The 26336-nt window shown below is 63.7% G+C and carries 23 protein-coding genes, 1 tRNA gene and 3 pseudogenes; 17 read left to right on the forward strand and 10 right to left on the reverse strand.

Annotated features, from left to right (window positions below):
* Positions 1 to 114: 114 nt before the first annotated feature.
* The 9 genes and pseudogenes from N415_RS01350 (at position 115) to N415_RS01390 (ending at position 9589) form a co-directional block, all read left to right on the forward strand.
* Complete coding sequence (locus N415_RS01350) at positions 115 to 1014, forward strand: 3-hydroxyacyl-CoA dehydrogenase (RefSeq protein ID WP_068176313.1); 900 nt, start codon at positions 115 to 117, stop codon at positions 1012 to 1014.
* A pseudogene (locus N415_RS01355) lies at positions 1011 to 2342 on the forward strand (NAD(P)/FAD-dependent oxidoreductase); the annotation flags it as partial. The gene N415_RS01350 and the pseudogene N415_RS01355, both read left to right, overlap by 4 nt.
* Positions 2343 to 2420: 78 nt before the next feature.
* Complete coding sequence (locus N415_RS01360) at positions 2421 to 3308, forward strand: 3-hydroxyacyl-CoA dehydrogenase family protein (protein WP_068176319.1); 888 nt, start codon at positions 2421 to 2423, stop codon at positions 3306 to 3308.
* Between the two features lie 16 nt (positions 3309 to 3324).
* Positions 3325 to 4074, forward strand: coding sequence for a hypothetical protein (locus N415_RS01365; protein ID WP_068176323.1), 750 nt, complete (start codon positions 3325 to 3327; stop codon positions 4072 to 4074).
* Positions 4075 to 4371: 297 nt separating this feature from the next.
* On the forward strand, positions 4372 to 5184 hold the full coding sequence (locus tag N415_RS01370; RefSeq protein ID WP_068176325.1) for a TIGR02206 family membrane protein: 813 nt from the start codon (positions 4372 to 4374) through the stop codon (positions 5182 to 5184).
* 12 nt (positions 5185 to 5196) lie between these two features.
* Positions 5197 to 5703 carry a hypothetical protein gene (locus N415_RS01375; protein WP_068176328.1) on the forward strand — a complete coding sequence of 169 codons (507 nt, stop codon included), beginning with the start codon at positions 5197 to 5199 and terminating at the stop codon, positions 5701 to 5703.
* A 160-nt stretch (positions 5704 to 5863) separates the two neighbouring features.
* Positions 5864 to 7381, forward strand: coding sequence for a TldD/PmbA family protein (locus N415_RS01380; RefSeq protein ID WP_068176330.1), 1518 nt, complete (start codon positions 5864 to 5866; stop codon positions 7379 to 7381).
* Positions 7378 to 8751 (forward strand): TldD/PmbA family protein, encoded by a 1374-nt coding sequence (locus N415_RS01385; RefSeq protein WP_068176333.1) that lies wholly within the window; start codon positions 7378 to 7380, stop codon positions 8749 to 8751. Before N415_RS01380 ends, N415_RS01385 begins: the two co-directional genes overlap by 4 nt.
* Before the next feature lie 10 nt (positions 8752 to 8761).
* Positions 8762 to 9589, forward strand: a complete 828-nt coding sequence (locus N415_RS01390) for a carboxymuconolactone decarboxylase family protein (protein WP_068176336.1) — start codon at positions 8762 to 8764, stop codon at positions 9587 to 9589.
* Between the two features lie 60 nt (positions 9590 to 9649).
* Here N415_RS01390 and N415_RS31250 read toward each other — a convergent pair whose 3' ends face one another.
* Positions 9650 to 9856 (reverse strand): hypothetical protein, encoded by a 207-nt coding sequence (locus N415_RS31250; RefSeq protein WP_152531198.1) that lies wholly within the window; start codon positions 9854 to 9856, stop codon positions 9650 to 9652.
* Positions 9857 to 10686: 830 nt separating this feature from the next.
* Here N415_RS31250 and N415_RS01395 point away from each other — a divergent pair.
* From N415_RS01395 to N415_RS32455, 3 genes and pseudogenes are all read left to right on the forward strand, one after another.
* Positions 10687 to 10760 (forward strand) — tRNA-Ile (locus N415_RS01395).
* A 205-nt stretch (positions 10761 to 10965) separates the two neighbouring features.
* On the forward strand, positions 10966 to 11520 hold the full coding sequence (locus N415_RS31255) for a hypothetical protein (RefSeq protein WP_152531199.1): 555 nt from the start codon (positions 10966 to 10968) through the stop codon (positions 11518 to 11520).
* Between the two features lie 526 nt (positions 11521 to 12046).
* Positions 12047 to 12370: pseudogene (locus tag N415_RS32455) on the forward strand (tyrosine-type recombinase/integrase); the annotation flags it as partial.
* Here N415_RS32455 and N415_RS31815 read toward each other — a convergent pair.
* The 6 genes from N415_RS31815 to N415_RS01420 all read right to left on the reverse strand — a co-directional run bounded on the left by N415_RS31815 (position 12285) and on the right by N415_RS01420 (position 17313).
* Positions 12285 to 12977 (reverse strand): hypothetical protein, encoded by a 693-nt coding sequence (locus tag N415_RS31815; protein WP_161630264.1) that lies wholly within the window; start codon positions 12975 to 12977, stop codon positions 12285 to 12287. The pseudogene N415_RS32455 and the gene N415_RS31815 overlap by 86 nt on opposite strands.
* 2 nt (positions 12978 to 12979) lie before the next feature.
* On the reverse strand, positions 12980 to 13909 hold the full coding sequence (locus N415_RS01405) for a hypothetical protein (protein WP_152531200.1): 930 nt from the start codon (positions 13907 to 13909) through the stop codon (positions 12980 to 12982).
* Positions 13906 to 14355: a hypothetical protein gene (locus N415_RS31260; protein WP_152531201.1), complete on the reverse strand. Its 450-nt coding sequence runs from the start codon at positions 14353 to 14355 to the stop codon at positions 13906 to 13908. The genes N415_RS01405 and N415_RS31260 overlap by 4 nt, the downstream gene beginning before the upstream one ends.
* Before the next feature lie 54 nt (positions 14356 to 14409).
* The gene (locus N415_RS01415; RefSeq protein ID WP_068176348.1) at positions 14410 to 15210 is read right to left on the reverse strand and encodes a hypothetical protein; all 801 of its coding nucleotides are present in this window, start codon (positions 15208 to 15210) and stop codon (positions 14410 to 14412) included.
* Positions 15211 to 15283: 73 nt separating this feature from the next.
* Entirely contained in the window at positions 15284 to 15520 is a 237-nt protein-coding gene (locus N415_RS32150) for a hypothetical protein (protein WP_081665005.1), read from the reverse strand.
* A 512-nt stretch (positions 15521 to 16032) separates the two neighbouring features.
* Positions 16033 to 17313 (reverse strand): AarF/ABC1/UbiB kinase family protein, encoded by a 1281-nt coding sequence (locus N415_RS01420; protein ID WP_068176351.1) that lies wholly within the window; start codon positions 17311 to 17313, stop codon positions 16033 to 16035.
* Between the two features lie 256 nt (positions 17314 to 17569).
* Between N415_RS01420 and N415_RS01425 the strand changes: the two genes are divergently transcribed.
* The 3 genes from N415_RS01425 to N415_RS33165 all read left to right on the forward strand — a co-directional run bounded on the left by N415_RS01425 (position 17570) and on the right by N415_RS33165 (position 21858).
* Positions 17570 to 18865, forward strand: a complete 1296-nt coding sequence (locus N415_RS01425) for a cytochrome P450 (RefSeq protein WP_081665007.1) — start codon at positions 17570 to 17572, stop codon at positions 18863 to 18865.
* Between the two features lie 337 nt (positions 18866 to 19202).
* Positions 19203 to 20516: an NtaA/DmoA family FMN-dependent monooxygenase gene (locus N415_RS01430; RefSeq protein ID WP_068176355.1), complete on the forward strand. Its 1314-nt coding sequence runs from the start codon at positions 19203 to 19205 to the stop codon at positions 20514 to 20516.
* A gap of 427 nt (positions 20517 to 20943) precedes the next feature.
* Complete coding sequence (locus N415_RS33165; RefSeq protein WP_068176360.1) at positions 20944 to 21858, forward strand: PE family protein; 915 nt, start codon at positions 20944 to 20946, stop codon at positions 21856 to 21858.
* Positions 21859 to 21890: 32 nt separating this feature from the next.
* Here N415_RS33165 and N415_RS01440 read toward each other — a convergent pair whose 3' ends face one another.
* From N415_RS01440 to N415_RS01450, 3 genes are all read right to left on the reverse strand, one after another.
* Positions 21891 to 22157, reverse strand: a complete 267-nt coding sequence (locus N415_RS01440) for a UBP-type zinc finger domain-containing protein (RefSeq protein WP_068176363.1) — start codon at positions 22155 to 22157, stop codon at positions 21891 to 21893.
* Between the two features lie 434 nt (positions 22158 to 22591).
* Positions 22592 to 23227, reverse strand: a complete 636-nt coding sequence (locus tag N415_RS01445; RefSeq protein WP_081665024.1) for a DJ-1/PfpI family protein — start codon at positions 23225 to 23227, stop codon at positions 22592 to 22594.
* A 147-nt stretch (positions 23228 to 23374) separates the two neighbouring features.
* Positions 23375 to 23764 carry a hypothetical protein gene (locus N415_RS01450; RefSeq protein WP_152531202.1) on the reverse strand — a complete coding sequence of 130 codons (390 nt, stop codon included), beginning with the start codon at positions 23762 to 23764 and terminating at the stop codon, positions 23375 to 23377.
* Positions 23765 to 24012: 248 nt separating this feature from the next.
* Between N415_RS01450 and N415_RS33360 the strand changes: the two are divergent.
* Positions 24013 to 24385 (forward strand): annotated as a pseudogene (locus N415_RS33360) (MFS transporter); the annotation flags it as partial.
* A 284-nt stretch (positions 24386 to 24669) separates the two neighbouring features.
* Complete coding sequence (locus N415_RS01460; RefSeq protein ID WP_068176376.1) at positions 24670 to 26325, forward strand: helix-turn-helix domain-containing protein; 1656 nt, start codon at positions 24670 to 24672, stop codon at positions 26323 to 26325.
* The last annotated feature ends 11 nt before the right edge of the window (positions 26326 to 26336 follow it).

Here is a 26336-nt window from a genome sequence, read left to right on the forward strand (position 1 = left end):
CGCTTGTGGGTTACGCGCTGGCGCTACGTGGCTGACGCCGCGCCGACAACATATTTCAACCAGTAATGCCAAATATTCTGGCACGCATGATTTTTCAGATTGGAAGGATAAGACATGATTGTCACCCCGAAACTGTTCGTCCTTGAAGCCAGCGGTGGCGGACGACTGTTCTCGATCAATCCCGACGGCTCCGACAAGACGTTCCTCGTCACCGGATGCGCCGTACCCGATGGTATTGCCGTCGATATCCAAGGCGGCCATATCTATTGGACCAACATGGGCGTTCCGGCGCGCGACGACGGCTCGATCGAGCGAGCGGACCTCGACGGAAACAACCGCATCACGATTGTTCCCAGCGGCGGAACCTATACCCCAAAGCAGCTTCATTTCGACACCGCAAGTCGAAAGCTGTACTGGTCCGACCGGGAAGGCATGCGGGTGATGCGCTGCGATCTGAACGGGTCCCAGGTGGAAACGCTGGTGCAGTCCGGGCGGGGCGACGAGGACCGGCGCGACGAGACCAACTGGTGCGTCGGCGTCGCCGTCGACCACGTCCGCGGGCATCTCTACTGGACGCAGAAGGGCCCCAGCGATGCGGGGCTCGGCAGGATTCTGCGCGCCGGAATCGACCTTCCCGCCGGCGAGACGGCGTCCAACCGCAGCGACATCGAGGTGGTGTTCAAAGACCTGCCCGAGCCGATCGACCTCGAAATCGACCACACGACACGCACGCTGTATTGGACCGACCGCGGCGACCCGCCGTACGGCAATACCGTCAATCGGGCCCAACTAGACACCATCGGCAACGGCGAACCGGAAATAGTCGTGACCCACCTGATGGAAGGCATCGGCATCGCGCTGGACCCAGGTCACAACCGGATGTTTGTCACCGACCTGGGCGGCAATGTGTGGGCGGCCACGCTGGACGGATCCGGCAACCGACCCATCCGGGCATTGCAAGGCAACCTCACCGGTATCGCCTATGCCGAACTGCCCGACGGGAGGCGACCGTGAGCATCGTCTCTGTCGTTGGAGAGGGGCCTGGGCGCCGGCATCGCGTCGTCGTAATCGGTTCGGGTTTCGGCGGGTTGGCGGCAACGAAGGCGCTCAAGCGTGCGCCGGTCGATGTCACGGTGATTGCCCGGACGCAGCACCACCTGTTTCAGCCGCTGCTCTACCAAGTGGCGACGGGCATCCTGTCCGAGGGCGAGATCGCCACCGCCACCCGACGGATCCTTCGCGAGCAGCGCAACGCGGAGGTGCTCCTCGGCGACGTCGTGGAAATCAATCTGCGTGAACGCTACGTGGTCGCCGAGCTGCTCGGGCAGCGCTACCAGACCGAGTACGACAGCCTGATCGTCGCGGCCGGCGCCGGCCAATCCTATTTCGGCAACGACCGTTTCGCGGAGTTCGCGCCCGGCATGAAGACCATCGACGATGCGCTCGAGGTCCGCGGGCGAATCCTCGGCGCGTTCGAGTTGGCTGAACGCTCCGGCGATCCGGCGTGGCGGGAGAAGCTGCTCACGTTCACCGTCGTCGGCGCGGGTCCTACCGGGGTGGAGATGGCCGGCCAGATCGCCGATCTTGCCAAGCAGACCCTCAAAGGCGAGTTCCGCCATATCGACTCCACACAGGCACGGGTGATCCTGCTCGATGCCGGGCCAACGGTACTGTCCCCGATGGGTGCCAATTTGGGCGCCAAGGCCCAGGCGCGCCTGCAGAAATTGGGCGTCGAGATACAGCTGGGCGCAACGGTGGTCGACGTCGATCGCGTTGGATTGACGATCAAGGATTCGGACGGCACCACCCGCCGTATCGAATCGGTGTGCAAGGTCTGGTCCGCCGGAGTGGCGGCAAGTCCGTTGGGCGCCCAGATCGCCGAACAAGCGGGGCTGGAGGTCGACCGGTCAGGTCGGGTAAACGTGTTGTCCGACTTGATGATCCCGGGGCACCCCAACGTGTTCGTCATCGGCGATATGGCCGCGGTGCCGGGGGTACCCGGCATGGCCCAGGGTGCCATTCAGGGCGCGAAGTACGCGGCACGCTCCATCAAGGCCGACCTGAAGGTCGCGAACCGCAACGTGAGCGCACCGTTCCACCACGCCATCCGTGACCCGTTTCACTACGTCGACAAGGGGTCGATGGCAACTATTTCCCGGTTCTCGGCAGTCGCCAAGATTGGCCGACTGGAAATCAGCGGCTTCGCGGCCTGGTTGGCGTGGCTGCTACTGCACCTGGTCTACCTCGTCGGGTTCAAAAGCAAGCTCACCACGCTGATTTCGTGGACCTCGACCTTCCTGACCACTAACCGGGGCCAACTCACGATCACGGAACGCCAAGCCATCGGACGACGACCCGTCGAACATCCCACCCAACCCGAATCGGCAATCAACGCCGCATAACCCACACAGGAGCAAGAAATGACTTCCATGGTTCCAACCGACTACTCGAGCCGGCCGGTGGCCGTCGTCGGCGCTGGTACGCTGGGACGGCGAATCGCGCTGATATTCGCCGCACGTGGTGTAGCGGTGAAGATCTATGACCTCGCCGAAGCGCAACGACAGGCCGCGGTCGATTACGTATCGAAGAGCGTTCCGGCGCTCGTCGACCAGCTCACTGGCGTTGTGCCTGGCTCGATTTCGGCCGAAGCCGACCTCGCCGACGCGGTGCGCGATGCATGGTTGGTCATCGAGGCGATCCCCGAGCGCCTGGAGCTGAAGAAGCAAATGTTCGGACAGCTCGACGAGTTGTCGGCCACCGACGCCATCCTCGCGAGCAACTCCTCCTCGTACGCGAGCCGCATGTTTTTGGACAAGGTGCACCATCCCGAACGTGTGCTGAACATCCACTTCTACATGCCGCCCAAACAAAATGCCGTCGACGTGATGTCTTGCGGCAAGACCGACCCCCGCATCATTGACTTCGTGATGACCACACTGCCCAAGTTTGGTCTGTACCCGTTTGAAGCACGAAGGGAGAGCACCGGATTCATCTTCAACCGGATATGGGCCGCGGTCAAGCGGGAGTCTCTCGAGGTCGTCGCCGAAGGCGTGTCCACACCGCAGGAAGTCGACCGGATGTTCGAAATTAACACCGGCTCGTCCGCTGGCCCGTTTCGCATGATGGATCAGGTGGGCCTGGACGTGGTCTTGGACATCGAAGAGCATTATTGCGCTGAGCACCCGGAGTATCCGGAGGGCCCGCGTCGGCTCTTACGAAGTTATCTGCAGGCGGGTCGGTTTGGGGTCAAGTCCGGCGCCGGGTTCTACGACGATTATCCACAGCGGGCCCGGCCGATCGACTCCTAACGTAGGGGAGCCCCCAATGACCAACGGGCCCGTCGCGTTCGTGGAGCGCATCACCGCGCAGGGCACGTCAGATGTGGTCAATCAACTGCCGCTCTGGCTTCAGGAAATTCAGGCGGTCGCGGCGGTTGCGACGACGGTTGGCGTGCTCATCGCGCTTTATGTGGCTGTGGTCCGGGAGCCCAGGAAGGCTGCTGAAGAACGCAGACGCCACAAGGCGCAGATCGAGGCGCTCCGCCGCGTCCGGGGGAAACGAGTTGCGGCTCAGGCCCGAAAGGTCTTTCCGTCCTGTATGAGAACGCTGATGTTCGGTGATACATGGTGGACCGTAAGAATCGACAATACAAGCAATGCGGTGACGACGATCCTCGCCGTCGAGGTTAAAGCCATAGATACCAAAGGGTTTGAAGTGGCCGACGGTTGCGAGCAGGCCAACAACGCTATGCGGGTCGAGCAGGCGTTAGATCGATCCATCCTGGCGGCGCTGTCAACTTTCAATAGTGCATCGGAGCAGCGAAGTGATCTTCCGCCGACTTTCAAACAAGCATTGCTGGACGCATTGGTTGGACACTTCGCGACGGCGTGGCAGCGCACACTGTCACCAAATCAGCACGCCGTAATGGTCTACAGAACCACAAAGCCGGACTTCACGCTGCGCGTCACCATCGATTATGAAGACCAAGCCGGTTACCAATGGCGGCGCACCGACTCCGGCCAGCCGGAGCGCACTGGTGAAGCACCGACGCTAGATTTTCGCGCGAGCGCCTAGCGCCGCAACCGCGGGCGTCACCTTTCGCGCGGACGCCATTCCGCGCCCATTGAGCCCGATGGTGTCCCTGGCAGTACCGGGGGTAAAGGCGGTATCCCCAGCTCATGTCGGCAGCGGCGATCGTTGATACAGGGCCCCGGCCGAACAACGAGCGAGAAGAGCTAGAGCGATGACCGCCATCATCCAGATTCGCCCCCAAGTATGGGCGGTCAGTCACAACGGACACGTCCTGCGTCAGCACTACTTCACATTGAAGACAGCGCAAATGGCGGCACAACAATTGAGGAGTTACCAGCGATGACCATCACACCTACGCCGCCCGTGGCTTTGGCACCGATCGGGCAATTCTCCGCCTACGGCCCGTCACACTGGATTGTGCTCGCGGTCTTCGCGATCGGGGCTGCGGCGCTGGTTTGGCTCGGACGCCGGCATCACAACGCGCACTCTCGGCGCCTTGGCCGCGTCCTGGGCGCGGCAACCCTGGCGGTATTCAGCGTGGCTTTGCTGTACAAGCTGGTCCAGCCAAGCATTGACCATTCGGTGCCGCTGCAACTGTGCGACCTCGCTGAGCTGACGGCAGCCTACGCCTTGTGGTCGCAGCGGAAATGGGCGTCCTCACTGGTCTACTACTGGGGTCTTCCGCTGAGCTCGCAGGCGTTGATCACGCCGGATCTCAGCGCGCCAGACTTTCCTGGCCACGGCTTCCTCACCTTCTTTGCGCTGCATCTGCTCGTCGTATGGGCTGCCATCTATCTGACGTGGGGGTGTGGGATAAGGCCGGGCTGGCGCAACTACCGCTTCGCGGTCATTACCACCCTGACGTGGGGGGCGTTCACCTTCGTCTTCAATACAATCGCGGGAAGTGACTACGGCTTCCTCAACCGGAAACCCGTCAACGCGTCGCTGCTGAACGTTTTGGGACCTTGGCCCTTCTACGTGCTGATAGAGGTTGTCATCGTCGGCGCCGTCTGGGCGCTCATGACATGGCCCTGGGAGCTGAAGCCGGGCACCGCTTTCGGGGCGACTCCCTTCACCCGTGCCCGGACTGTCCGCGATGGCGTGCGACGGGCAGGCATCCAAACAACTGCAAGCTCATCAACCTCAATTTAGGAGACGATTGCCGTGACAGCCGCACCGAACGAGACCACCCACAAGCTCGACAATCAGGCGCCGCATCTGGACTACTACCCCCACTGGCTGGACAACCTCGCCGACGACGTCATTCTGCAAGGCGCCGTGTTCAACGGTGAACTGCGCGGCGCGCAACAGATCGGAAAGATGCTCAGCTTCGCGCGAAGTTTGTACACGTTCCAGGACTTCCGGTTTTACGGCATGCGCGGCGATCTCTGGTTGGAGGACTACCGCTCCCGCATCCGCGGCAGCGAGGTTTACCACCCGGGTGGAGTCGAGATCTACAACTTCGTGGTCGTGTACTTCAACGACGCCGGCCAGACCAGTCAATTGGTCATGAATCACCGGCCCCAGTCTGCCGCCCTGCTGTTCTCGTCGTTGTTGGCCAAGCACTTCGGTGATGCTTTCGACCCGACGCTCTTCCATGACGGCGACGTGAGCGCGCGCCTGCTCGATCGAGACCTATCCCGTGGCTTGTGGCTGCCCTCGTCCCGCTGACCGATGGCCACCTCGAGCTCACCTCGACACGACCAGGCATCACCATGTGCTCGGTCTGTAGTGTTTGCCGCGTGCGGGGTGCTGAACACTGCTTTGGGTACCGTGGGGGGTGGCTGCGGCCGCGCGGAGTGATCGTCTGCGTCGATAGGGGTAAGGCGCGGTGACACCGAACCGGGGGATCGATCCCGACTTCCTGGGCCTGCCGCGCCACGAGCTGGCCGACGCCGCGCTGTCGGCGGCCAAGGCGGCCGGGGCCAGCTATGCCGACCTGCGGATTCACCGCCTGAGCAGCGAGATCATCCAGCTGCGCGACGGCGAGCTGGAGACGGCCGTGGTGAGCCGCGAGGTGGGCCTGGCGGTACGGGTGATCGTCGACGGCACCTGGGGATTCGCCTCGCACGCGGAGCTGGCGCCCGCCGTCGCGGCCGAGACCGCGCGCCGCGCCGTGCACGTGGCCACCACGCTGGCGATGCTGAACAACGAGCGCGTCGAGCTCGCGGCGGAGCCCGTGTACGCCGACGCCACCTGGGTGTCGAGTTACCGGATCGACCCGTTCGAGGTGCCCGGCCCGGAGAAGATCGCCGTGCTCGAGGAGTACTCCGGGCGCCTGCTGGGCTCCGACGGCGTCGACCACGTGTCGGCGGGCCTGACCGCCGTCAAGGAGCAGACGTACTACGCCGACACCTTCGGATCGTCGATCACCCAGCAGCGGGTGCGGGTGCTGCCGTCGCTGGAGGCGGTGACCGTCGACCCCGCGGCCGGCAGTTTTGACTCGATGCGCACGCTCGCCCCGCCGATGGGCCGCGGCTGGGAGGCGCTGGCCGACGACGAGATATGGAACTGGACCGACGAGCTCGCCCAGCTGCCGTCGTTGCTCGCGGAGAAGGTCAAGTCGCCCAGCGTGGTGGCCGGGCCGACGGATTTGGTGATCGACCCGACCAACCTGTGGCTGACCATCCACGAATCCATCGGCCACGCAACCGAATACGACCGTGCGATTGGCTACGAGGCCGCCTACGCGGGAACGTCGTTCGCCACCCCCGACAAGCTCGGCACCATGCGCTACGGCTCGCCGGTGATGAACGTGACCGCCGACCGCACCGTCGAACACGGCCTGGCCAGCGTCGGGTACGACGACGAGGGAGTGGCCGCGCAGAGCTGGGATCTGGTGCGCGACGGCATCTTCGTGGGCTACCAGCTCGACCGGGTGTTCGCCCCGCGGCTGGGGCAGCCGCGCTCCAATGGGTGCTCGTATGCCGACTCGCCGCATCACGTGCCGATCCAGCGGATGGCCAATGTATCGCTGCAGCCCGCCGCCGAGGACGTCAGCACCGCCGATCTGATCGGCCGCGTCGAGAACGGCATCTACATCGTCGGCGACAAGTCGTGGTCGATCGACATGCAGCGCTACAACTTTCAGTTCACCGGGCAGCGGTTCTTCCGGATCCGCGACGGCCGCCTGGACGGGCAGCTGCGCGACGTCGCCTACCAGGCGACGACCACCGATTTCTGGAACTCCATGGAAGCCGTGGGCGACGCGTCGACGTGGCGGCTGGGCGGCGCGTTCAACTGCGGCAAGGCGCAGCCGGGACAGGTCGCCCCGGTCAGCCATGGCTGTCCGTCGGCGCTGTTCCGCGGTGTCAACGTGCTCAACACGGTCAGCGAGGGCGCCCGATGATCACCCCGCAGCACGTCGTCAACCTCGTGCTCGACGAGGCGGCCAAGCTGGGCGGCGCCAGCGAGACCATGGTGCTGGTCACCGACAAGATCGAGGCCACGCTGCGCTGGGCGGGCAATTCCATGACCACCAACGGGGTTTCGGTCAACCGCAGCATCGCCGTGATTTCGGTGGTGCGGCAAGGCGACAGCGCACACATCGGCACGGTGGTCTCCGCCGAGGTGGATCCGCGGGTGATTCCGGGGCTGGTGGCGGCGTCCCAGGAGGCGGCCCGCTCGGCGCCGGAGGCCGGTGACGCGGCGCCGCTGCTGGCCGATGCGGGGGTGCCCGCCGATTGGGACGCGCCCGTGCCGGGCACCGGGCCGCTGGTGTTCGCCGACGTCGCCGACTCGCTGAGCCGGGGCTTCCGCGGTGCCGACCGGTTGTACGGCTTTGCGCACCATAGCGTTTCGACGACGTTCCTCGCGTCGTCGACCGGGCTGCGCCGGCGCTTCAGCCAGCCGACCGGCGCGGTGGAGATCAACGCCAAACGCGGCGACGCCAGCGCCTGGGCGGGCGTCGGAACCGCGGATTTCGTTGACGTGCCCACCGATTCGCTGCTCGAGCAATTGTCGATGAGGCTGGGCTGGGCCAAGCGCAGCGTCGCCCTGCCCGCGGGCCGCTACGAGACGATCATGCCGCCGTCGACGGTGGCCGACATGATGATCTACCTGGCCTGGTCGATGGCCGGCCGCGGCGCGGAGGAAGGTCGCACCGCGCTGTCGGCGCCGGGTGGCGGGACGCGGGTGGGGGAGCGGTTGACCGATCTGCCGCTGACGATGTTCTCCGACCCGATGGCGCCGGGGCTGGCGTGCACGCCCTTCGTCGCGGTCAGCGCCTCCTCGGAGACGTTGTCGGTCTTCGACAACGGCATGGAGATCGGCCAGGTCGACTGGATCCGCAACGGGGTCATCAATGCGCTGGCCTATCCGCGGGCCACGGCCGAGAAATTCGACGCCAAGGTGGCGGTCGCCGCCGACAACTTGGTGATGACCGGCGGCTCGGCCGAGCAAGCCGACCTGATCGCGGCCACCGAGCGCGGCCTGCTGCTGACGACCCTGTGGTACATCCGGGAGGTCGACCCGACCACGCTGCTGCTCACCGGGCTGACGCGCGACGGCGTTTACCTGATCGAGGACGGCGAGGTGACAGCGGCGGTCAACAACTTCCGGTTCAACGAGAGCCCACTCGACCTGCTGCGGCGGGCCACCGAGGCGGGCGTGAGCGAAAAAACGCTGCCGCGGGAGTGGGGCGACTGGGCCACCCGGGCGGCCATGCCGTCGCTGCGGATACCCGATTTCTATATGTCGTCGGTGAGCCAGGCGCAGTAGCGTGTGACAAATGCTGACGCAGTTGGTGTCGTTATCTCCAGGTGATGGGCGTCTTGCGGGCCTAGTGCGGCGGGTGTGCGCGCAGACGATGTCGCTGCCGCCACTACCCTCGGCGGTCGAGGTTTCCGAGCCGGCGTCGGAGGCGGAGGCCGTCGTCGCCGAGTTCGCCGAGCAGTTCAGCGCCGACGTCTCGGCGATCACCAGCGAGCAGCGGTCCCGGTTGTGGAAGCAGCTGGGGGACAGCACCTTCAGCGTGGTGACGCAGATGTACATCGCCGACTTCGTTCCGCGGGTGCGGGCCGGCCTGGAGGCGCTGGGCGTCGGCTCCGAGCACCTCGGCTGGGTGAGCGGGCCGGTCGACTGGGACCACACCACCGAGCCCTCGGACGTGGTGTTCAACGAGTTTCTGCCCGCGGTGGCGCGCATGCGCGCGCTGGACCCGGTCACCGCCGAGCTGGTCCGGCTCCGCGGCGCGGCGCAGCACAACTGCCGGCTGTGCAAATCGTTGCGTGAGAGCACCGCACTCGACGCCGGTGGCACGGAGGAGCTGTACGGGAACATCGAGCGCTATGAGGACTCGCCGGTGCTGGCCCCGCGCGCTAAAGCAGCGCTGCGTTATACCGATGGGTTAATTTGGACGCCTGCGCACCTCGTCGCCGACGTTGCCGCCGAGGTGCGCTCCGGGTTTTCCGAGGCCGAGGCCGTCGAGCTCACCTTCGACGTCATGCGCAACGCCAGCAATAAAGTCGCCGTGTCGCTGGGCGCCGACACCCCGCGGGTCGAGCAGGGCACCGAGCGTTACCTGCTCGACGCGGACGGGCAGACGGTCTTCGCCTGACGGCGACGTGCGACCGAGGCCCCGCGGCGTGCACGGCACCTCGGTGGGTGGAGCTGCGGTCTAGCCGCCGCCTCCGCCGCCAGCGCCGGCTTCGCCCACGTTGTAGTAGTCGATGTCGTTGGGGTCGGCGCTGATCGTGGCCTTGGCCGGGTGCGTTGCCTCGGTGATCGCCACCACCGGTGCGGCAGCCATGGCCGCGATGGCGAGCGCCGCGAAGGCGGCTCGCGCGCCGAGGCGTCGAGGACAGTCGGCCGTAGTTCTACTCATTCGCTATTTCCTCTCAGGCTTCTTTGACTGTTGGTAATGCGCGCATTAGTCGGAGTGTGCGCCCGGGATGCATTACCAAGCGCCCAGCAAGGTAACGGGGAAGTAAATGAAAAATACTCTTTTGTTTCAATCGGTTGGCCGTGACGTGAATAGCTGTTAGCTTGCTCGACGGTGGATTTGGATGTGACATTCGAACGTAAGTCGTTGGGCTGCAATCGAAGCAGCAAGGGATCCCGTCATCGAGTCGAATTCAGGGATTACCCGTGGCCGATGCAAGTCCGAGCGGAGTAGAACCACCTACGACCTGCGCGAAGGTGCCGCAGCATCGTCAGGACTTTGCGACTGCGACAGCGCGTAAAGTTCGCGTTAGCACCACAAAAACCGCGCGTTTGAGCCGTTCTTACAACTCGATTGGTAAATTGCCTCGGCCGCGAACAGGCCGCCTGATCCGCAATTCAAACAGCCAGAGCCGCTGAAACACAAGGTGTTTGGGCTTCACTTATGGTTCCTTTCCGCCCAGGAAGGGCGCCCAATGTTCGGCGCCGATGATCAGGCGGCGCGCACCGTCGCGATTCGCAGTCGCGCTAAGCACCTTTGCTGCCGCGCGACCGGCCCGCGCTCACGGCTTTCCGTGTGCAAACAGGCCGCAGCTCACCTTGCCAACCGGCCCAGTGTGAGCGCGCCGAAACACTCCGCAACAATTGGCGGGTCCCGACGGCGGTTCGCCGGCGACGCCTGCGGCCGGGGCCGTGGGTCGGCGAGTGAACCCCACACCGCGGCTAGGCGGCGGGGAGTAGCGCTAGGGTAATGCTCGCACCTCAACCATGCCGGGGGCGGTAGCTCAGTTGGTTAGAGCCGCGGACTCATAATCCGTTGGTCGCGGGTTCGAGCCCCGCCCGCCCCACAACCTGTTTGTGCAGCTAGAGGGCCTGTTTTGGCCCCGCTTCACCGGCACCCGTGTCGCCCGAAAGGCCGTCTTGTCGGTGGTTTGTCGTCAGTCGCGTGACTTAAAACGACACGGCGCTACGTCGGCAACTGTTTGGCCCGGGGCAGCACCGGCGACCCCACAAGGTCGTTCTGTGCGATGTCTTCCCCGGCAAGGTCCGCTGGTGGCAACATTGCCGGTGCAAAAAGACGAGAGGATGAAGGGGCACCGACATATGAACGACCCGTACACCTTCATTTTCTTCGTCCTGATCTTCGGCGCCATCACAGCGGCTATTGCTCAAAGGAGGCATCTCGGCAGCCCGGTCGGGTGGTTTGTCTTCGGTGCGCTGCTGTTCATCGTCGCCCTGCCTATGGCGATCTTTTCGAAGCCCGGCCTGCCGCAGGCACCACCCGGTATGCGGGCGGTGAAGTGCCCACGGTGCAACGCGGTCCAGAACATTCCGGCCACACAGCCTGAGTACGAATGCTGGCAGTGCAAAGCCGCAAACCGCCTATGGGAACCGCAGCCGGTCAAAAGCGCCGCTAGGCCAGCAGCTCCGCAGAAGCCAACCGTAGCCCCACCGAAACCTGAGGGTGAGTCTTCGAAGGTGCGGTGTCACCACTGTCAGCACGTACAGGTAGTGCCCCGCGACCAACTGACGTTCGTATGCGAGCAATGCAACACCAAGCTGAAACGTCGAGCTGGCGACTCCGCCGAGCGGAAGAGCACAACCTGACGACTACGCCGAAGCGGTGAAACTGGAAGCATCGTGTAGGCCAGCGATTCCATTTATCGCCAACAGCAGTCGACCCCGTAAGTGCCGGTCACCTACGGGGCCGATCTGCCTGTTAGCGCCTGTAGTGCGGCAGAGTCCTACGGCGCTAACAGATAGGCGCTGCAAGCGGACTCGGTAACGTGAAAGGGCAGTAAAGCATTACCGCGCCCGCCGCGCTGCCCAACTCTATTTAGTTGTAAGCGACGTTCCTTGTCCTTTGGGGGAAGGATTTGACGCCCAAAGAGTTAACGTGTTCGCGGTTCCACCGGGTGCGCTAGCCCCTAGGGTCCCTGGATACGCCGATGCGGTTTCCGGCGCGGGGTGCAGTGCCCCGGTACCTGCCGCCCTCAAGCGGAGATGCGTTTTCAAGCTGGCTAGGTACGAGGCCGCCTGCCCAGCTGTACTCCGACTCAACCGTTAAGCCGTTGGGTCCGTAGCCGTGACAGTCGCCGGGCTGACCGGCAAAGCCGTAGTGGACGTAGAGGATTTCGATTGGGCGCGCCCGATTGTGGTGGACAACCTGTACCACAACTATTTTCAGCCAGCCTGCAAGGCCTTAGGCCTAGGAGCGGTACGTTTTCACGATCTGCGCCGTACCTTCGCCACGCTGGCCTTGAGCGCGGGGGAGCACTACATGCAGGTATCCAAGTGGCTGGGGCACTCCAGTTTCGTACTGACGCTGACCACCTACGCGGACTACATCAGAGAGGAGGACACCGCAGCGCCTAAGTTCGCTCGTCCGGTTGCAACGGCGGCGACGAGGGTGGTGGCTCTATCGGCTTTATCCCGGGTACAGGGGACGGCGCACTAGGTTCTTGGAAGAAGTTCTGGGATCGGAGGCCATCAATCGCGTTCAGGACGGCTCGGACATAGTAATCTGCGGAGTTTGCGTCGATACGCGTACCTTCGTGAGCCACACGATTTCGCAAGTCTCCTAGTTCTGCGAGCATTCCGACCAGGGGGCCAAGGATGAAACCTTCGCTCGCGAACAATTTGAGCATCTGCCGGAAAGGCGTAAAGCGGCCGTGGTCTGGGAAATAACGCTCAAATTCTTGTCTCATCAATGACTCTAGATCCGCGAACGATGCCAGGACCGCAGCGGCTGGATCCAGTGCAACGAGTTCTTGGTACTTCGCAAATTTCTCATCCGTAGATTCCGGCGGTAACGGCGACCCTTCGCCAGTCGTCGTTGAGGGCAAGGCCTTTCGCTCCTCCGTTGCCTCCGCCAACTGCTTGGCTTCTCTTTCGAATTCGAGGTCGAAACCGGGTCCCTTCAGCCGTCGGATATCGCCAACGCGCGCCACGATTCCAGTTGCGGCCAGCTTGATCGGCTTTCGCAGGAAGACCAGTGCACCAGCCGTGACTGTGGGCCATGCCCACGCTTGCGACATTTGAACGATGAAATCAAGCCACGACATGGTTATCCCTCATCGTCGGGGTTCTTCCAGTCTTCCGTGGTGTAGCTGCGGGCAAACATGATAACGTCGCCCGCCCACGGAGTGAAACCAGTTGTAAACGGGGCGCGTAGTTCTGGGCTCTTCTGGCTAATCAGGCCACGCACGCCATCCTGGCCTTCAAAGAGGCTGTCGAACTCAAGAACGGTGTTGCAAACGTCGGTTAGGTCTGGGTGAAGGATTGTTAGTAGCTGTCTATTGGCCTTCCGCAGCGCCTTGTGGAACTCCATCGCCATCTGCATGATACTGGGATCGCCAGGCTTGCTGGCCAATTCGGCTTTGAGAGTTGCGTTGATCTTGTCTGACTTGATCAACGAGTCTCGGTCCATGGTCAGATCGATGAAGGCGAAGGGGTTCCCCTTATTAGCGTATGCCTCAAGGGAAATTGAGACGGCGCGGATTGTGCCGTGGATCATCACGTTGCGCAGCTTGTACAGATAGCGGTAGCCGAAGTAATCGTCGTACAGCGAGCCAAAGATGCCCTTCGCAGCCTGATGCTCTGGTCCGTCCTTCTCGTACTTCGCGCAAATCTCTTCGTAAGTTCGCTCCTGGTGGTAACAGAGCATCGAAACCAGTGACAGGACTGCACCCCGGAACCGGGCTCCCAAGGACACCATGTCTGTCGAGTGCCCATCGATTTTTATTGGCCCGGTGGCGAACTTCTTGCTTGTGTCCCTCCACATCTCTGCGAGCGCTTTGAAAGATTCCTCGTAGTATGTGAACAGGTTCTCGACGAGGATGCCGTCTAGGGCTATGTATGCGGCTCTGTACCGTTCGTAGTCCACCTCAGATAGGTCACTAACGACATTGAACAGTGTATTGCCTTGGGTCGCGGGATCTGGCGGAGTCGTCACTAGCAATGCCGCACGTGACTCCTCAGGAGCGTTGTCACTCATCGGATTCCATCTCCGGACTCGGGATGTTGGTTGGTCGAGTCACCGCGTCTGTCTGGCGGCGTCACGTCCTTTATGTGATCGGCACTTCGTCCAAGCACGTTCTTGAGAGGCTTACCATCCGGGCCGTAGATGGTTATGTACATCGCGCCTGCGTTCTTGTCCTTGGCGAACCGATTGCGCAGCCACCGTGTCGTGCTGGCTAAGGCACTTGCCAAGGTTAGGTCGAGAACCTTCTTCGATGCCGCGCCCGCGATGAAGATGCCGATTGCCTCTAGCGAGTTCTGTAAGGAGAACTGCCCAGGGTCGGGCAGCTGAAGCGTGACGTTAAGGTCATCGCTCGCTAGTTCTGCCAGAAGTTCATGCGCCGCCTGCCGGGTCCGCGGGTCGAATGCCGTAGGGCCAGATGGTCTGAGTACCACGCTCGGCTTTTCGGCAGCGGTGTCCATGAACCGCACACTAACTCACACGTCCGACAGGCCTAGCAACTTTCGATCGTCCGGCTAACCTGCTTCGTGGTCGGATTGGTCCTCGATATCCAGGGGTCGCTGGGTTAGCTCAAGGATCGCACCGACTGCCCGGTCGTCGACAATCTCAGCGATCTGTCCAGGGGCAAGGACCGCTTGACCGTCCCGTACCCGCCGGAGCAGCGCCCTGGTGACTTTCGCCTTGCACTCTGCCTCGGTGCGAATCTGATGCGCTTGCGCTCGTGCCTCTTCGGCCTCAGCTTCAAGTTTGGTGGCCTCTGCACGCGTCTTTTGCGCATCGGCCCTGTCCTTCTCGCGCTTGGGACCGAAGTCCCGCAGGTACTTCAATAGCCACCAGAGCGACCCGCCGCCCACAGAAATGCCGGCGCCCCACGTGACCCCGGTCAGGATGATCTCCAGAGGATTTGTGTATGAGATCCGTTCCACTGTCGGCACCAGCGGCTCGGAATCCGGCATGGAGTTAAGCAAATAAGCGGCTTGGACTTCGGCGGGAGGCCAAAGGTTCGGCGGGCCAAATGTAGCGCTCGACAGGAGTAGGCGTTCGAGGATGTCGCGTATACGGCGCGGGTACGGATAGAGCTTGTCGTCGGGGTACTCGCCAAGCGGTTGATACCTGCGAGTTCTTAGGTATTCAGCTAGTTCGATTCGCGCATCTTGGTCAAGGGGCAGCAAGCGCGTCACGCGGTTGAGTTCCGACTGCCTGTCGAGAGACAGAGCTGTGTTGCAAACCGTGCTGGTGTCCCTGATGAGCTGGGCAACTAGCTCCAGCGGAACAGCAGCGCCGACGTCGATGCGTATTGCGACTCGCTGGACCATCGCCAAAATCTAGCAGCGATCACCGGGCCAATTGCGCAAGTTGCGCCCTAGCGTGGAAGGCGAATTTATGAGGTCAGCTCCGTAGCCTGTATCGAAGTTCACCACTGTTCGCGTCAACAACCCGCCCGTCGTCGCGAACTCGGAACACCAGGTTGCCGCTGTTGGCATCTACGACCCGACCGTCGTCCCTGATGCGGTATTCGGTCTGGCCGCTGTTGGCGTCACATACGCGAGCGCCGCGTACGCGAAAGGCGGTATTTCCGGAATTGGCGTCGCACATGCGATGGCCGTCCCATTGCTCTTCACTCATGACTCGAGGGTCCCACGAGGCACTGACAAATCTGCGCTCTTGCCTGGCGGAACAAGAGGCCTTGTCGGTGGTTTGTCGTCAACCTTCCTGCAACCTGTTGATTTGCCGCGATGAGCAATCAGCCGCTGCAATGCCCGATTCTGAAACAGAAGCGCTGGAAAACTAGGGGATTAGAGCTGCTGCCGGACGATTTTCGGACCCAGCAGAGTTTGCTATAGCGCCAGACCTAGGGACTCATAATCCGTTGGTCGCGGGTTCGAGCCCCGCCCGCCCTACGTCGCGGATGTATGACCTCGGTTGATGCGTGACAGTTCGTCTTCGGCTGATGGGCGACAGTGTTTCGGCTGATGCGTGACAGTTACTTCGGTTGATCCTTGACACTCCTGGAATGAGGGAGTTAAGCGCGGCGTGCTCACCGTGGGTACGGTCGCGCACTTTAGTTGCACACGCGGGCATTTCATTACCCGAACAGCGACCAACGCCGTGGCCACGGATACCGCCGTACCTCAGGATTACGCGGGCTTGCGGGCCGAATTATCCGGGCTGACCAATGGGACCGGCTCGTCGCTGTCCGTGCGGGCCGCGCCCGCGGCGAGGTGCTTCAGCAGCTCGGCCTGGATCAGCCGGCGCCCGGGAGCGAGCCGGTGCGAGAGCCCGTTCAGCAGCATCAGCGTGCGCCCGACGAGCGCGAAGTCCTCCGGGATCTTGCGCAGGCTCGTTTCGCCCAGGATCTCGAAGAAGCCGGCCTCGGTGTCGCTGTCGCCGATCGTCATCAGCATCAGCGTGCGCAGGTTGTCGGGTTTCATCGAGGCGACGTCGAAGCCGAGTTGCTCGGCCGCGGCGAACGCGGATCGCGAGTCACCGATCATCGAAGACACCATCATCGTCGCGACGAGCCGCGCGAATCCTGGTGGCAGCTCCTTGGCCAAGCCGAAGTCGAGGAGGCCGATCCGGCCGTCGGGCAGGATCAGCAGGTTCCCGGGGTGCGGATCGCCGTGGAAGAAGCCCTGCTCGAAGATCATCGTGCCGTAGAGTGCGCCGACCCTGCGCGCGATCTCCGCGAGCTTGTGGCCCGCCGCGACAAGCTCTTTCGTGCGCGCGACCTGGATCCCTTGCAGGTACTCGAGCACGATCACGTTGTCGCCGCACAGCTCCGGATGGACGCGGGGGACGACCACGAAGGGGACGTCAGCGAGGTTCTTGGCGAGCCGCTCGGTCGAGCGTGCCTCGCGCCGGAAGTCGAGCTCGAACTCGATGAAGCGCGTCGTCTCGGTGACGAGCGCTCGCAGGTCGATGCGCCGCTGCACGAGCATGACGATTCCGACAACGAAGCGCAGCATGCCGAGGTCGAGCGGAATGATTCTCGGGATCTCGGGATAGCGGATCTTCAGGACGACCTGGCTGCCGTCGCGCAGCGTCGCGCGGTGCACCTGCGCCAACGAAGCGGCGGCGAGGGCCCGGCGGTCGATCGTCGCGAAGACCTCGTCGAGCGGGCGGCCGAGGTCGCGCTCGACGAGCGGCCGCAGCGTCTCGAAGGGGCGCGGCGGCACTGCGTCGTGGAACTGGCTCAGTTCCTCAATGAAGGGCGCCGGCAAGAAGTCGGCCCGTGCGCCCTGGATCTGGGCGGCCTTCGTGAAGGCGCCGGCCAGCGTGAGCGCGACGCGTTTGATCTCACGGGCCGCCGCGCGGTGCGCGCGCTGCCAGTCGGCGTCGTTCGTAGGCCACAGCGCGGTGCGATCGCGCGCCAGGAGCAGCAGGTAGCGGGGCAGGACGCGCACGACCGCAAGCGCCACGCGCAGGACTCGGACGACTCGAAAGTGTCGGATCACGAAGCTGCAGCGCGCCTTTGCTATCGAAGTCGAAATAGGGGGTGCCCTTCGCGATCCCTGCCTCGCGGGAGGCCCAGAGCTTCCGGGCGACGCGCGGCCAAGGCGGACTGGCGGGCCTCGTAGAACGCGTCGCGCGCGCTTGAGGCGATCGTGGACACGGTGTTATTGTGGCTGGTCAGTCGGTCATTCTCAACGCTGCGCTCGCCCAGAGGACCCCGCCATGACGTCTCGTGTCTGGCAGCGCTCGGCGCCCTCTCGCGACCGGTCGTCACCTCTTCCTTCTCCTAACGGCTCCGCTGACTTCGACCTGTTCCTGCCGCTGCGCAGTGCCGGCTCGCTCGAGAACCCCTACCCGATTTACTCCGTGATCCGCACCGTGCGGCCCGTGCTCGAGGTGCCGGTCCCGAACTACGCCGGACCCGGCGCGTGGATGCTCACGCGCTACCGCGACGTCCACTCGGCGTTGCGCGACCCGCGCTTTTCGGTCGAACGGCTGCGCGCGCCGCTCATGCGCGACAACCTCGACCGCATGCCGGAGTTCCTGCGCCAGAACGCGACCGGCATGCGCTCGATGCTGACCATGGACGCGCCAGACCACACGCGCGTCCGCAAGCTCGTCAACAAGGCCTTCACGCCCAAGCGCATCGCCGCGCTGCGCGGCCACATCGAGGCGATCGTCGGCGAGCTGGCCGACGAAGCACAGGCCAAGGGCACCTTCGACCTGATCCACGACCTCGCCGAGCCGCTCCCGGCGATTGTGATCGCTGAGCTGCTCGGCGTCCCGGCGGAGGACCACCGTCTGTTCCGTCAGTGGTCCAGCGCGATGATCAACGGCTTCGCGTCGCCGAGCGCGGAGGGGCGTGCGACCGGCGCCGAGGCGGCGCGCCAGATCTTCGACTACCTCGCCGACATCATCGCTGCCCGCCGCCGCGCCCCGCGCGAGGACCTGATCAGCGCGATGATCGCGGCCCAGGAAGAGCGCGACGCGCTCACCGACGCCGAGCTGCTCGCGACCGGCAATCTGCTGCTGCTCGCCGGCCACGAGACGACGACCAACCTGATCGGCAACGGCACGCTCGCCCTGTTGCGCGAGCCCGATCAGTGGCAGCGGCTCTGCAACGAGCCCGCGCTGCTCCCGACCGCGATCGAAGAGCTGCTCCGCTACGACGGGCCCGTGCAGGCGACGCTGCGTGTCGCGCTTGAAGACGTCGCGATCGATGACCATGTCATCCCGGAGGGTTCGCTCGTTCTGGTGAGCATCGGCTCGGCGAACCACGACCCCGACCGGTTCGAGGACCCCGACCAGCTCGACCTCGCGCGCGACCCAAACCCGCACCTCGCGTTCGGGTTCGGCACGCACTTCTGCCTCGGGGCGCCGCTCGCGCGGCTCGAGGCGCGGCTCGCGTTCGACGCGCTGACGCAGCGGTTTCCAGGGCTCTCGCTCGTGGATGACCGGCCGGTGTACCGGGAGAGTCCGGTGCTGCGCGGGCTCACGCGCCTGCACCTGGCCGCGTAGGCGCGACGCCGCTCGCGATCACGAGTCTCGAAACCCCTTCGCTCGCTCACAGTTCCGTCGCGACCGGTGGCGGCAGCGGCACCCACAGGGTGTGATTCAGACATAACAGCTATTCGTCCTGTACGCGCTTGCCCACGCCACCCTGCCGGGTTAGGAGGCGATGAACGCGAGCAAGTCCGGGTTGAGGACGTCGACGTGCGTGGTCGGCGAAGGACTATTTCAACCTCCGGCCGCGTTGCCTCACCAGAATGCCGAGGGCTGTGACCATGCCTTGACGAACTGATATCGCCACGACGCCTCCCTCGCAAGCATTCACTCGCACGAAGGAGTCGAACCTGTGAGCTCGCCGTCTCTGCACTTCAACGCTTTCATCTGGCCGAACGGCTATCACGAGGCCGCGTGGCGTGTCGTCGACGGCGATGTACGCAATGTCCTGGGCCTGTCCTATTACACGGATATCGCGCGCATCGCGGAACGCGGTCTGATGGACTCGATCTTCTTGGCCGACAACATCGCCATCGCCGAATATCGCGCCACGTACCTGCCTCAGACGCAGTTCGACCCGATAGCGGTGCTTTCGGCGCAGGCAGCAGTCACCGATCACATCGGGCTGATCGGGACCGGCTCGACGACCTACAGCAAGCCGTGGGAGCTGGCTCGCCGCTTCGCGACGCTGGATCACCTCAGCGGCGGCCGCGCCGGCTGGAACATCGTCACCACCGTCACCCCGCTGGCCGCCGCCGCCTTCGGCGAGCGATTCCATCCCGAGCACGCCGACCGCTACGCGCAGGCCCACGAGTTCGTCGACGCCGTCACCCAGGTCTGGGACAGCTGGGAGGACGACGCGGTCATCGGCGACCGCGACCGCGGCGTGTGGGCAGACCGCGCCAAGTTGCATGCGCCGCGCTTCCACGGCAAGTACTACGACGTCGAGGGGGTCCAGCCATTTCCGCGCAGCCCGCAGGGGCATCCGGTACTCGTTCAAGCGGGACAATCTGCCGCAGGTGTCGGGCTTGCCGCGCGATACGCCGAAGTGGTCTTCTCCGGACCGCCCTCACTTGAGGCGGCGGTCGCTTTCCGAGCCAACCTTCACGAACAGGCCGCGGCCCTGGGCCGAAAGCCCGATCAGGTGCTGGTGCTGCCCGCATTGATGATCACACTGGGCGGCACCGAAGCCGAAGCTCGAGCACGCGCACAGCGCCTCGAAGACCTGGAGAACCCCGAGTTTCGTTGGCAGAACACTCTTTACACAGCGGGGCTTGACCCGGACGGCTTCGATCCCGATGCTCCGCTGCCCGCCGAACTCTGGGCCGAGCGGTCGGCGCCGTCAAGCCGCGCCGAGCAGCTCTTTGCGGCCTCGCGCGCGCGGCCCGAGGCCTCGTTGAGGGAGATCGCCAAGCAGGTGACTGGCGGACTGGCGGGACAGACGCATTTCATCGGCACGCCGGAGCAGCTGGCCAACCATGTGACCGCGTGGCAGGACGCAGGCGCAGTCGACGGGTTCACCATCATGGGATCGACACTGCCGCACGAACTTACGACGTTCGTCGATCATGTCGTTCCCATCCTGCAGCGCCGCGGCCGATTCCGCACCGAGTACGCCGGGCCCACACTGCGCGATCACCTTGGGCTTGAACGGCCGGCGAAATAGCGTCTTCCTTAATACTCGTCGCGATCGACGACGAAGCGGACCTGGCCCGCAGGTTCAGATCGTGCAGGCTCACGGATTCTCCGGTGGTGTCGTCTCGTCGGGCTTATTCAACATTGGCGAGCTCGCGGAGCAGGGCCGCCTTGTTGTGCCCGCCGACCAGCCGCTTGGTCAGCTTGCCATCGATGAACACATTGGCCAGCACCTGGGCGTTAATGATGCGTCTGTGACGACCAGCTCGTCTTAGATTCGTCGTTAACGGTCGTTGCCACACGCGCACAGTCGCGGCAGGCCAGCGGCCAACACGCGTTCAATCGCCACCTGTGAATGACTTATGTATTTTTGGCGGCCCCACGCATTGCAGCGGGACAGAGCTACCATCAGGCAATCGGGCCGCAACCTCGCCGTTTGGAATCTGGGGAGGTGCAGGATGTCGTTCATACTAACGGCGCCGGAGGCACTGGTAGCAGCGGCTTCGGACATCGCCGGCATCGGTTCGACGATCAACGCCGCTAATGCCGCGGCGGCCGTCCCGACGACGGGGATTCTTGCCGCAGCGGCCGATGAGGTGTCCGCGCAAATCGCCGCGCTGTTTTCCACGCATGGCCAGGCATACCAGCAGATCAGCGCGCAGTTGGAAGCGTTCCACGAAAAGTTCGTGCTGGCCATGAGCTCCAGCGCCAGCCAGTACGCGGCCGCCGAGGGGGGCGCCGCGCAGAGCTTGGTCGGCGCGGCCAATGCACCCTTCCAGCAGCTGCTCGGGCAACCGGTCACCGCTGGCGCCGCAACCGCGGCCCAGAGCGCCGTGTCCGACGCCGTAAGCCGATTCCAAAGCATGATTCCCACGGGCGGCTTAAATGCGCTCGGGAGTCGCATCGCGGCCGCAATGAGCGCCAGTACCAACGCCCTTCAGCTGTTGCCCACCGGCGCCGCCCGTGCCTTGACCGCTGCCAGCGCACTGCTGCAACCCGCCGGCTTGACTGGCGGCGCGGCGGCAGTGCCGGCCGCATTCGGCGACGGGATCAAGACCCTCTACAACGTCATCGAGCCGTGGGTCGCGTACGGCTTCGATGTGGCCTCCTACGCGGCGGGGTGGATACCCTATGTCGGCTGGATCGTGGCACCGCAGATTCAGTACTTCTATCACTGGATTGAGCCGATGGTGCAGAGCGGTCTGTTCAATATCGTTGACTGGCTTGGTGGATCGATCAGTTTCGCCCAGGGGCTGAACAACTTCTTGAATGTCGCCTGGAACGAGACCTGGCAATTCTTTTATGACCAGTTCTACTTCCTCTTCGGCTCCATCTTGCCGCCGCTGCCGCCGCTCCCACCGTTCCCGTTCTAGCCAGATGATTGCCCCTGCGACGTCGGCGGCGGTTAAAGATAGTTCTCGTGGACGAAGCACCATCGCCACGTTTCTCCGGACTCCATGGACTGCACGATCGGGTGGTCAGTGGCAAGGAAGTGCGCGTTGGCGTGCCGCATCGGTGACGAATCGCAGCAGCCGACGTATCCACAGGTGAGGCATAGCCGCAAATGCACCCACTGCGTGCCGAGCCTCAGGCACTCTTGGCAGCCCTTGTGGGTACGCGGGCTCACGGGTTTGATGGCAACCAGATCGGGATCCGTATGCGTCGAAGTCATTTGCGTGCCTCCTTGATTCGTGTTTTGGGGAAAGATCTGTCGAGTCAATTTCGTAACACCGCTGCGACCCCAATCAATCGCCCGAATCCCGGACCGGTGGATGTCCTATCGCGCCTCGTGAGCTCCGGAACCCACTCTGCCAAGGTTGCGTCGACAGCGCGTGCGCCCACCGGGTGGAAATTGTTGGCCCCAATTCCGTACGCCAGCACGACCATTCGGATCGGGACGCGGCGTTGAAGCGTTCGTCGGCGCACTGGTTCGGCAGCTGTCCAGGGGTGCGCGTGCTCTCGCCGAGGACGTGCCAGCCCTTGCGGACAGCCTTTCCCAGGTGCTGAGCGAACGGGTCAGACCGCGGCACAACTCGTTTCGACGAGAACGCCTTTCGGACTCGAATGATGTTGCCGCACAGGCGGAACGTGGCGGGTGACCACTGCTTACGAGCTGGCCACCCTCGTCGCGGCGGTGTCAACCTCGCGACGCCTCCGCGCCTCAAACACAGCCAGCCAAGCGCTGGGGTCTTCGCTCTCTCCGCGAGACACGGGAGCTAACTGCTTGGAAAGCCGAGCGAATTCTTCGACAATGGTGCTGTAGAACGCGCGCAGCGCGTGGGGCGAGACCCGCTCGGCGTCCAGTATGGAGGCGCCGGTCTGTCGCAAGGACCGGATCGTCAGATAGGAAGGCAGGGTTCGGCCGTGGGCCACACCCGCTTCAAGGAGGGTCCAAGTGCGATGGCAGACAACGCCGACCGGTTTCCCCAAACTAATGAAGTCACCCACGAACGAGACCACGCTGTCGTTGCTGGAAAGCTGGTGGGATCTCACCATCCCGGGCAGCAGCAGCAACGCCTCGTACTCGTCGGCCGACGCGTCGGCCACTGCCCGGTCGACGGTGTACACGCGGCCTGGGCCGAGGTCTTCATTGAGCGATTCGATCTGCCCCGTTCGCACTGACAGCAACTGAGTCAGCGCACCCGCTTGTCGCACCGCATCCCCCGACGCGTCCAATTCGGTCTGGCCGACGCCGTCCGCCGCAAGCAGTGCGATCCTCGAACCTTGGAGGCGTTGTGCCATGTCGGACTCCACTCGGCAACGGGGTGTAAACGGTGACTTTCCATCGACAAGCATGGCCGTTGCGGACCTCGATATCATCCTCCGGTCGGAGCGAAGATGTCGGCGGTTATTTGCCCCGCTGTGACAGGACCGCGGGATCACCGCGGATTACTTTCCCCTTCTGGCGGTCATGTACCGCACGACTTCACTGCGTGTCAGTCCCATGTAGGCACCCCTTTCGAGAATTTCCTCCACCCCGAAACCCTGGCTCTGCAGCGCTTGTACGAACTTAATCCTGTTCGGCGGGTACTTCTGCACCTTTGGCTTGCGGAACTCGCCTTTCGGAACATCGAATCGCGCGTGCTGGCGTTCGCGCTTCACCACAACGGGATCACGTTGGTACCTGCCCTCTCTCATGTCCCGAAGGGCTCTTTGCCCGGCTTCGCCCCGGAGGATGACATACTCGGCATTCGTCTTATGCTGAGCAATCTCCGCCACCAGCAGGCCCGTGGCATTGGCCCGAACACACGCTCGCTTGGTGCAGTAGGTGAATCCCAATTCGGTTCGCTCTGGGAGGATTTCGTCTCCGCAGGTTACGCATCGCATTTGTCGTCCTTCGTCCATCGCACGCCGTCGAAGAGATTGGCGGCCCATACAGCAACGATCGGCTATGCCCACTAGTTCCTGCTCACGGTGACGACACCGTCGTCTGGGAGTAAACGAAACATTGCGCGCACAGCGTAATTCGGTCGGCCCCTCTCGCCTGGGGGCCATCCCGCACCCGCAGGTCTAGGGGAGTGACCCCGGTGGCCGACATGGAGGCCGGCATGGGTCCCTTCCTGGGCGTGCTACTGCAGAGCCGAGGCTGGCGCACCGGCACCATAGGCGCGGTCATCACTTTGGGCGCTGTGGTCGGCATGCTTGCTGTCACTCCGGCGGGTGCGCTGGTCGACGCCACCAGCCACAAGCGCGTGCTTCATCGTTGTTGGTCTTGGTGCCGTCGTGGGCGCGGCGGTCATCCTGACGTCGCAGCACTTCTGGGTGATCGCCGGGGCGCAGGCGGTGATGTGCATCTCCGGGGCAACGATCGCACCCGCGATTATCGGCATGACCCTTGGCGTCGTTGGGCAAGCAAGGTTCACCCGTCAAAACGGCCGCAACCAGGCCTTCAATCACGCCAGCGCGGTGCCGGTAGCTACCAGGGGCCTCCGGTTCGTCAGGACGCAAAATGTCTGGGCGAAACGCCACAAAATATGAGGTTTAGGCAGCAGAAGCGCGGGTACCTTCGCGACCAACTGCTTCGCCGCAATGGGCCTCGAGTCGTTCGAAAAAAGGGCGGCCCCGGTGGCTTACTGGCGCCGGGAGGTGTGCGCGGCCCTCGCCTGGATCCCTTTTCGCCGCCACCCCGGTGTTAATTCAATCGGGACATCTGTGAGAAGGCCTTCACGGGTCGCATATCGGTGATGAACGCCAATTCGACGATTACAGACAACTTCGAGCCATCGGGCGCCCCGGGAGGCTTGGCGGCACTAACCCGAATTACCTTCGATTCGTTTGTTCCTGAGGACATCCTCGCGGTTGCCACTGAAGGGGCCGCGGCCCTGTGCTCGTGCCGAATCGAGGCGAGCTACTGCACTATCGACGAGGAAATGACGCTATGCCCACCCTCGCAAACCGAGCGCCCGGAGCTGACACTCTTACTTCAAGGGTTGAGCTGGGAGGGCAAGATCGAGCTCGCGGGCGGAGATTGGGGGTGGGCATTTCCGCTAACTCATCGGGATGCCATACACGGGTGCCTTGTGATCGGCGCCACTGTCGAGCCCACACCCGATGACCTGCTGCTGCTGCAGCTGCTCGCACTCAGGGCGGGTACCGCGCTGGCATGCGCCGGGCTGCATCAGCTGGAAGTCGGGCGAGCCAGCCAACTCGCGGAGGCGAATGAGATTCTCGCCAAAGCGGTGCATCGGCTCGAGGCCCGGACGCAAGCGCATGAGCTGCTGGAGGCCGCGTTGGCCGCCGGCGAGGGCGTGCAAGGCATCGCCGGCGCACTTCATCGGCTGACGGGACGTCCCGTCTGCGTCGAAGACAGGTTCGGCAACCTGTACGCATGGGCTGGCCCGGGACGGCCCCTGGAGCACCCGAAGCAAAATGCTCGCCAGCGCGACCGGTTCCTGCGTTCGCTCTCTACAGAGGCTGGTCCAGTGCGCTCCGCGGATCGGGTGTGCGTGCTGATCCAGCCGCAGGCGGAGATGCTAGGCGTTGTCGCGCTCGTTGACCCCGACGGCGCGGTCGACGAAGATGCGTTGTTCTCGCTCAGGTACTGCAGCAATGTGCTCGGACTGGAGTTATCCCATCAACGCAACCTCGCCGAGCTCCAACTGACCTTGCGCCGTGACCTGGTCGACGATCTGCTGGCGGGTACCAACGAGCATGGGGCCTATGCGCGCGCCGAGGCGCTGGTTCATGACTTGCGCCGTCCGCACTATGTTGTGGTGATTCACAGCGGGCGCGGCGCCGGCATCGCCAGCATCGTCGCCGCGGGCCGTGCCGCAGAGAACCTGAAGATGACGTACCTGGCGGGCCGCCAGGGCGGTCTTGTCGTCCTACTCGTCGACAGTCATCCGGCGACCGATGCGCTGCACCGGGAGGTCAGCAAACAGCTTGGCAACGTGGCATGTTCGATTGGCATCGGATCGCGCTGTGATGCGCCGGCGGATTTCCCGCATTCTTTCCTAAGAGCCCGTCGCGCCCTCAATGTCCGGCTGAATTCCGCCCACCCTCAGGGCGCGTGTGACTATTACGACCTGGGTTTCTACCACTTGGTCGACGCCGCACACACCGCCGGCGTCGTTGACGACTACGTCCGCCAATGGCTGGGGCCACTGATCGATTACGACGCCGACAAAAACTCCGATCTGCTGCATACCTTGAGCCACTATGTCGAGTGCGGTGGTAATTACGACGAATCGGCTGCTGCTTTGCACATTCACCGGAGCACGTTGCGGTATCGTCTCGGCCGCATCGCGGACCTGACGGGTCTCGACCTTCGCGACGTCGATACTCGCTTCAACCTGCATGCCGCTACGCGAGTGTGGCGCTTCCTTACCTCGAGTATGTGATCGAAGCCATT

The sequence above is a fragment of the Mycobacterium sp. UM_CSW genome (genome assembly GCF_000455205.1).
GTDB lineage: Bacteria > Actinomycetota > Actinomycetes > Mycobacteriales > Mycobacteriaceae > Mycobacterium.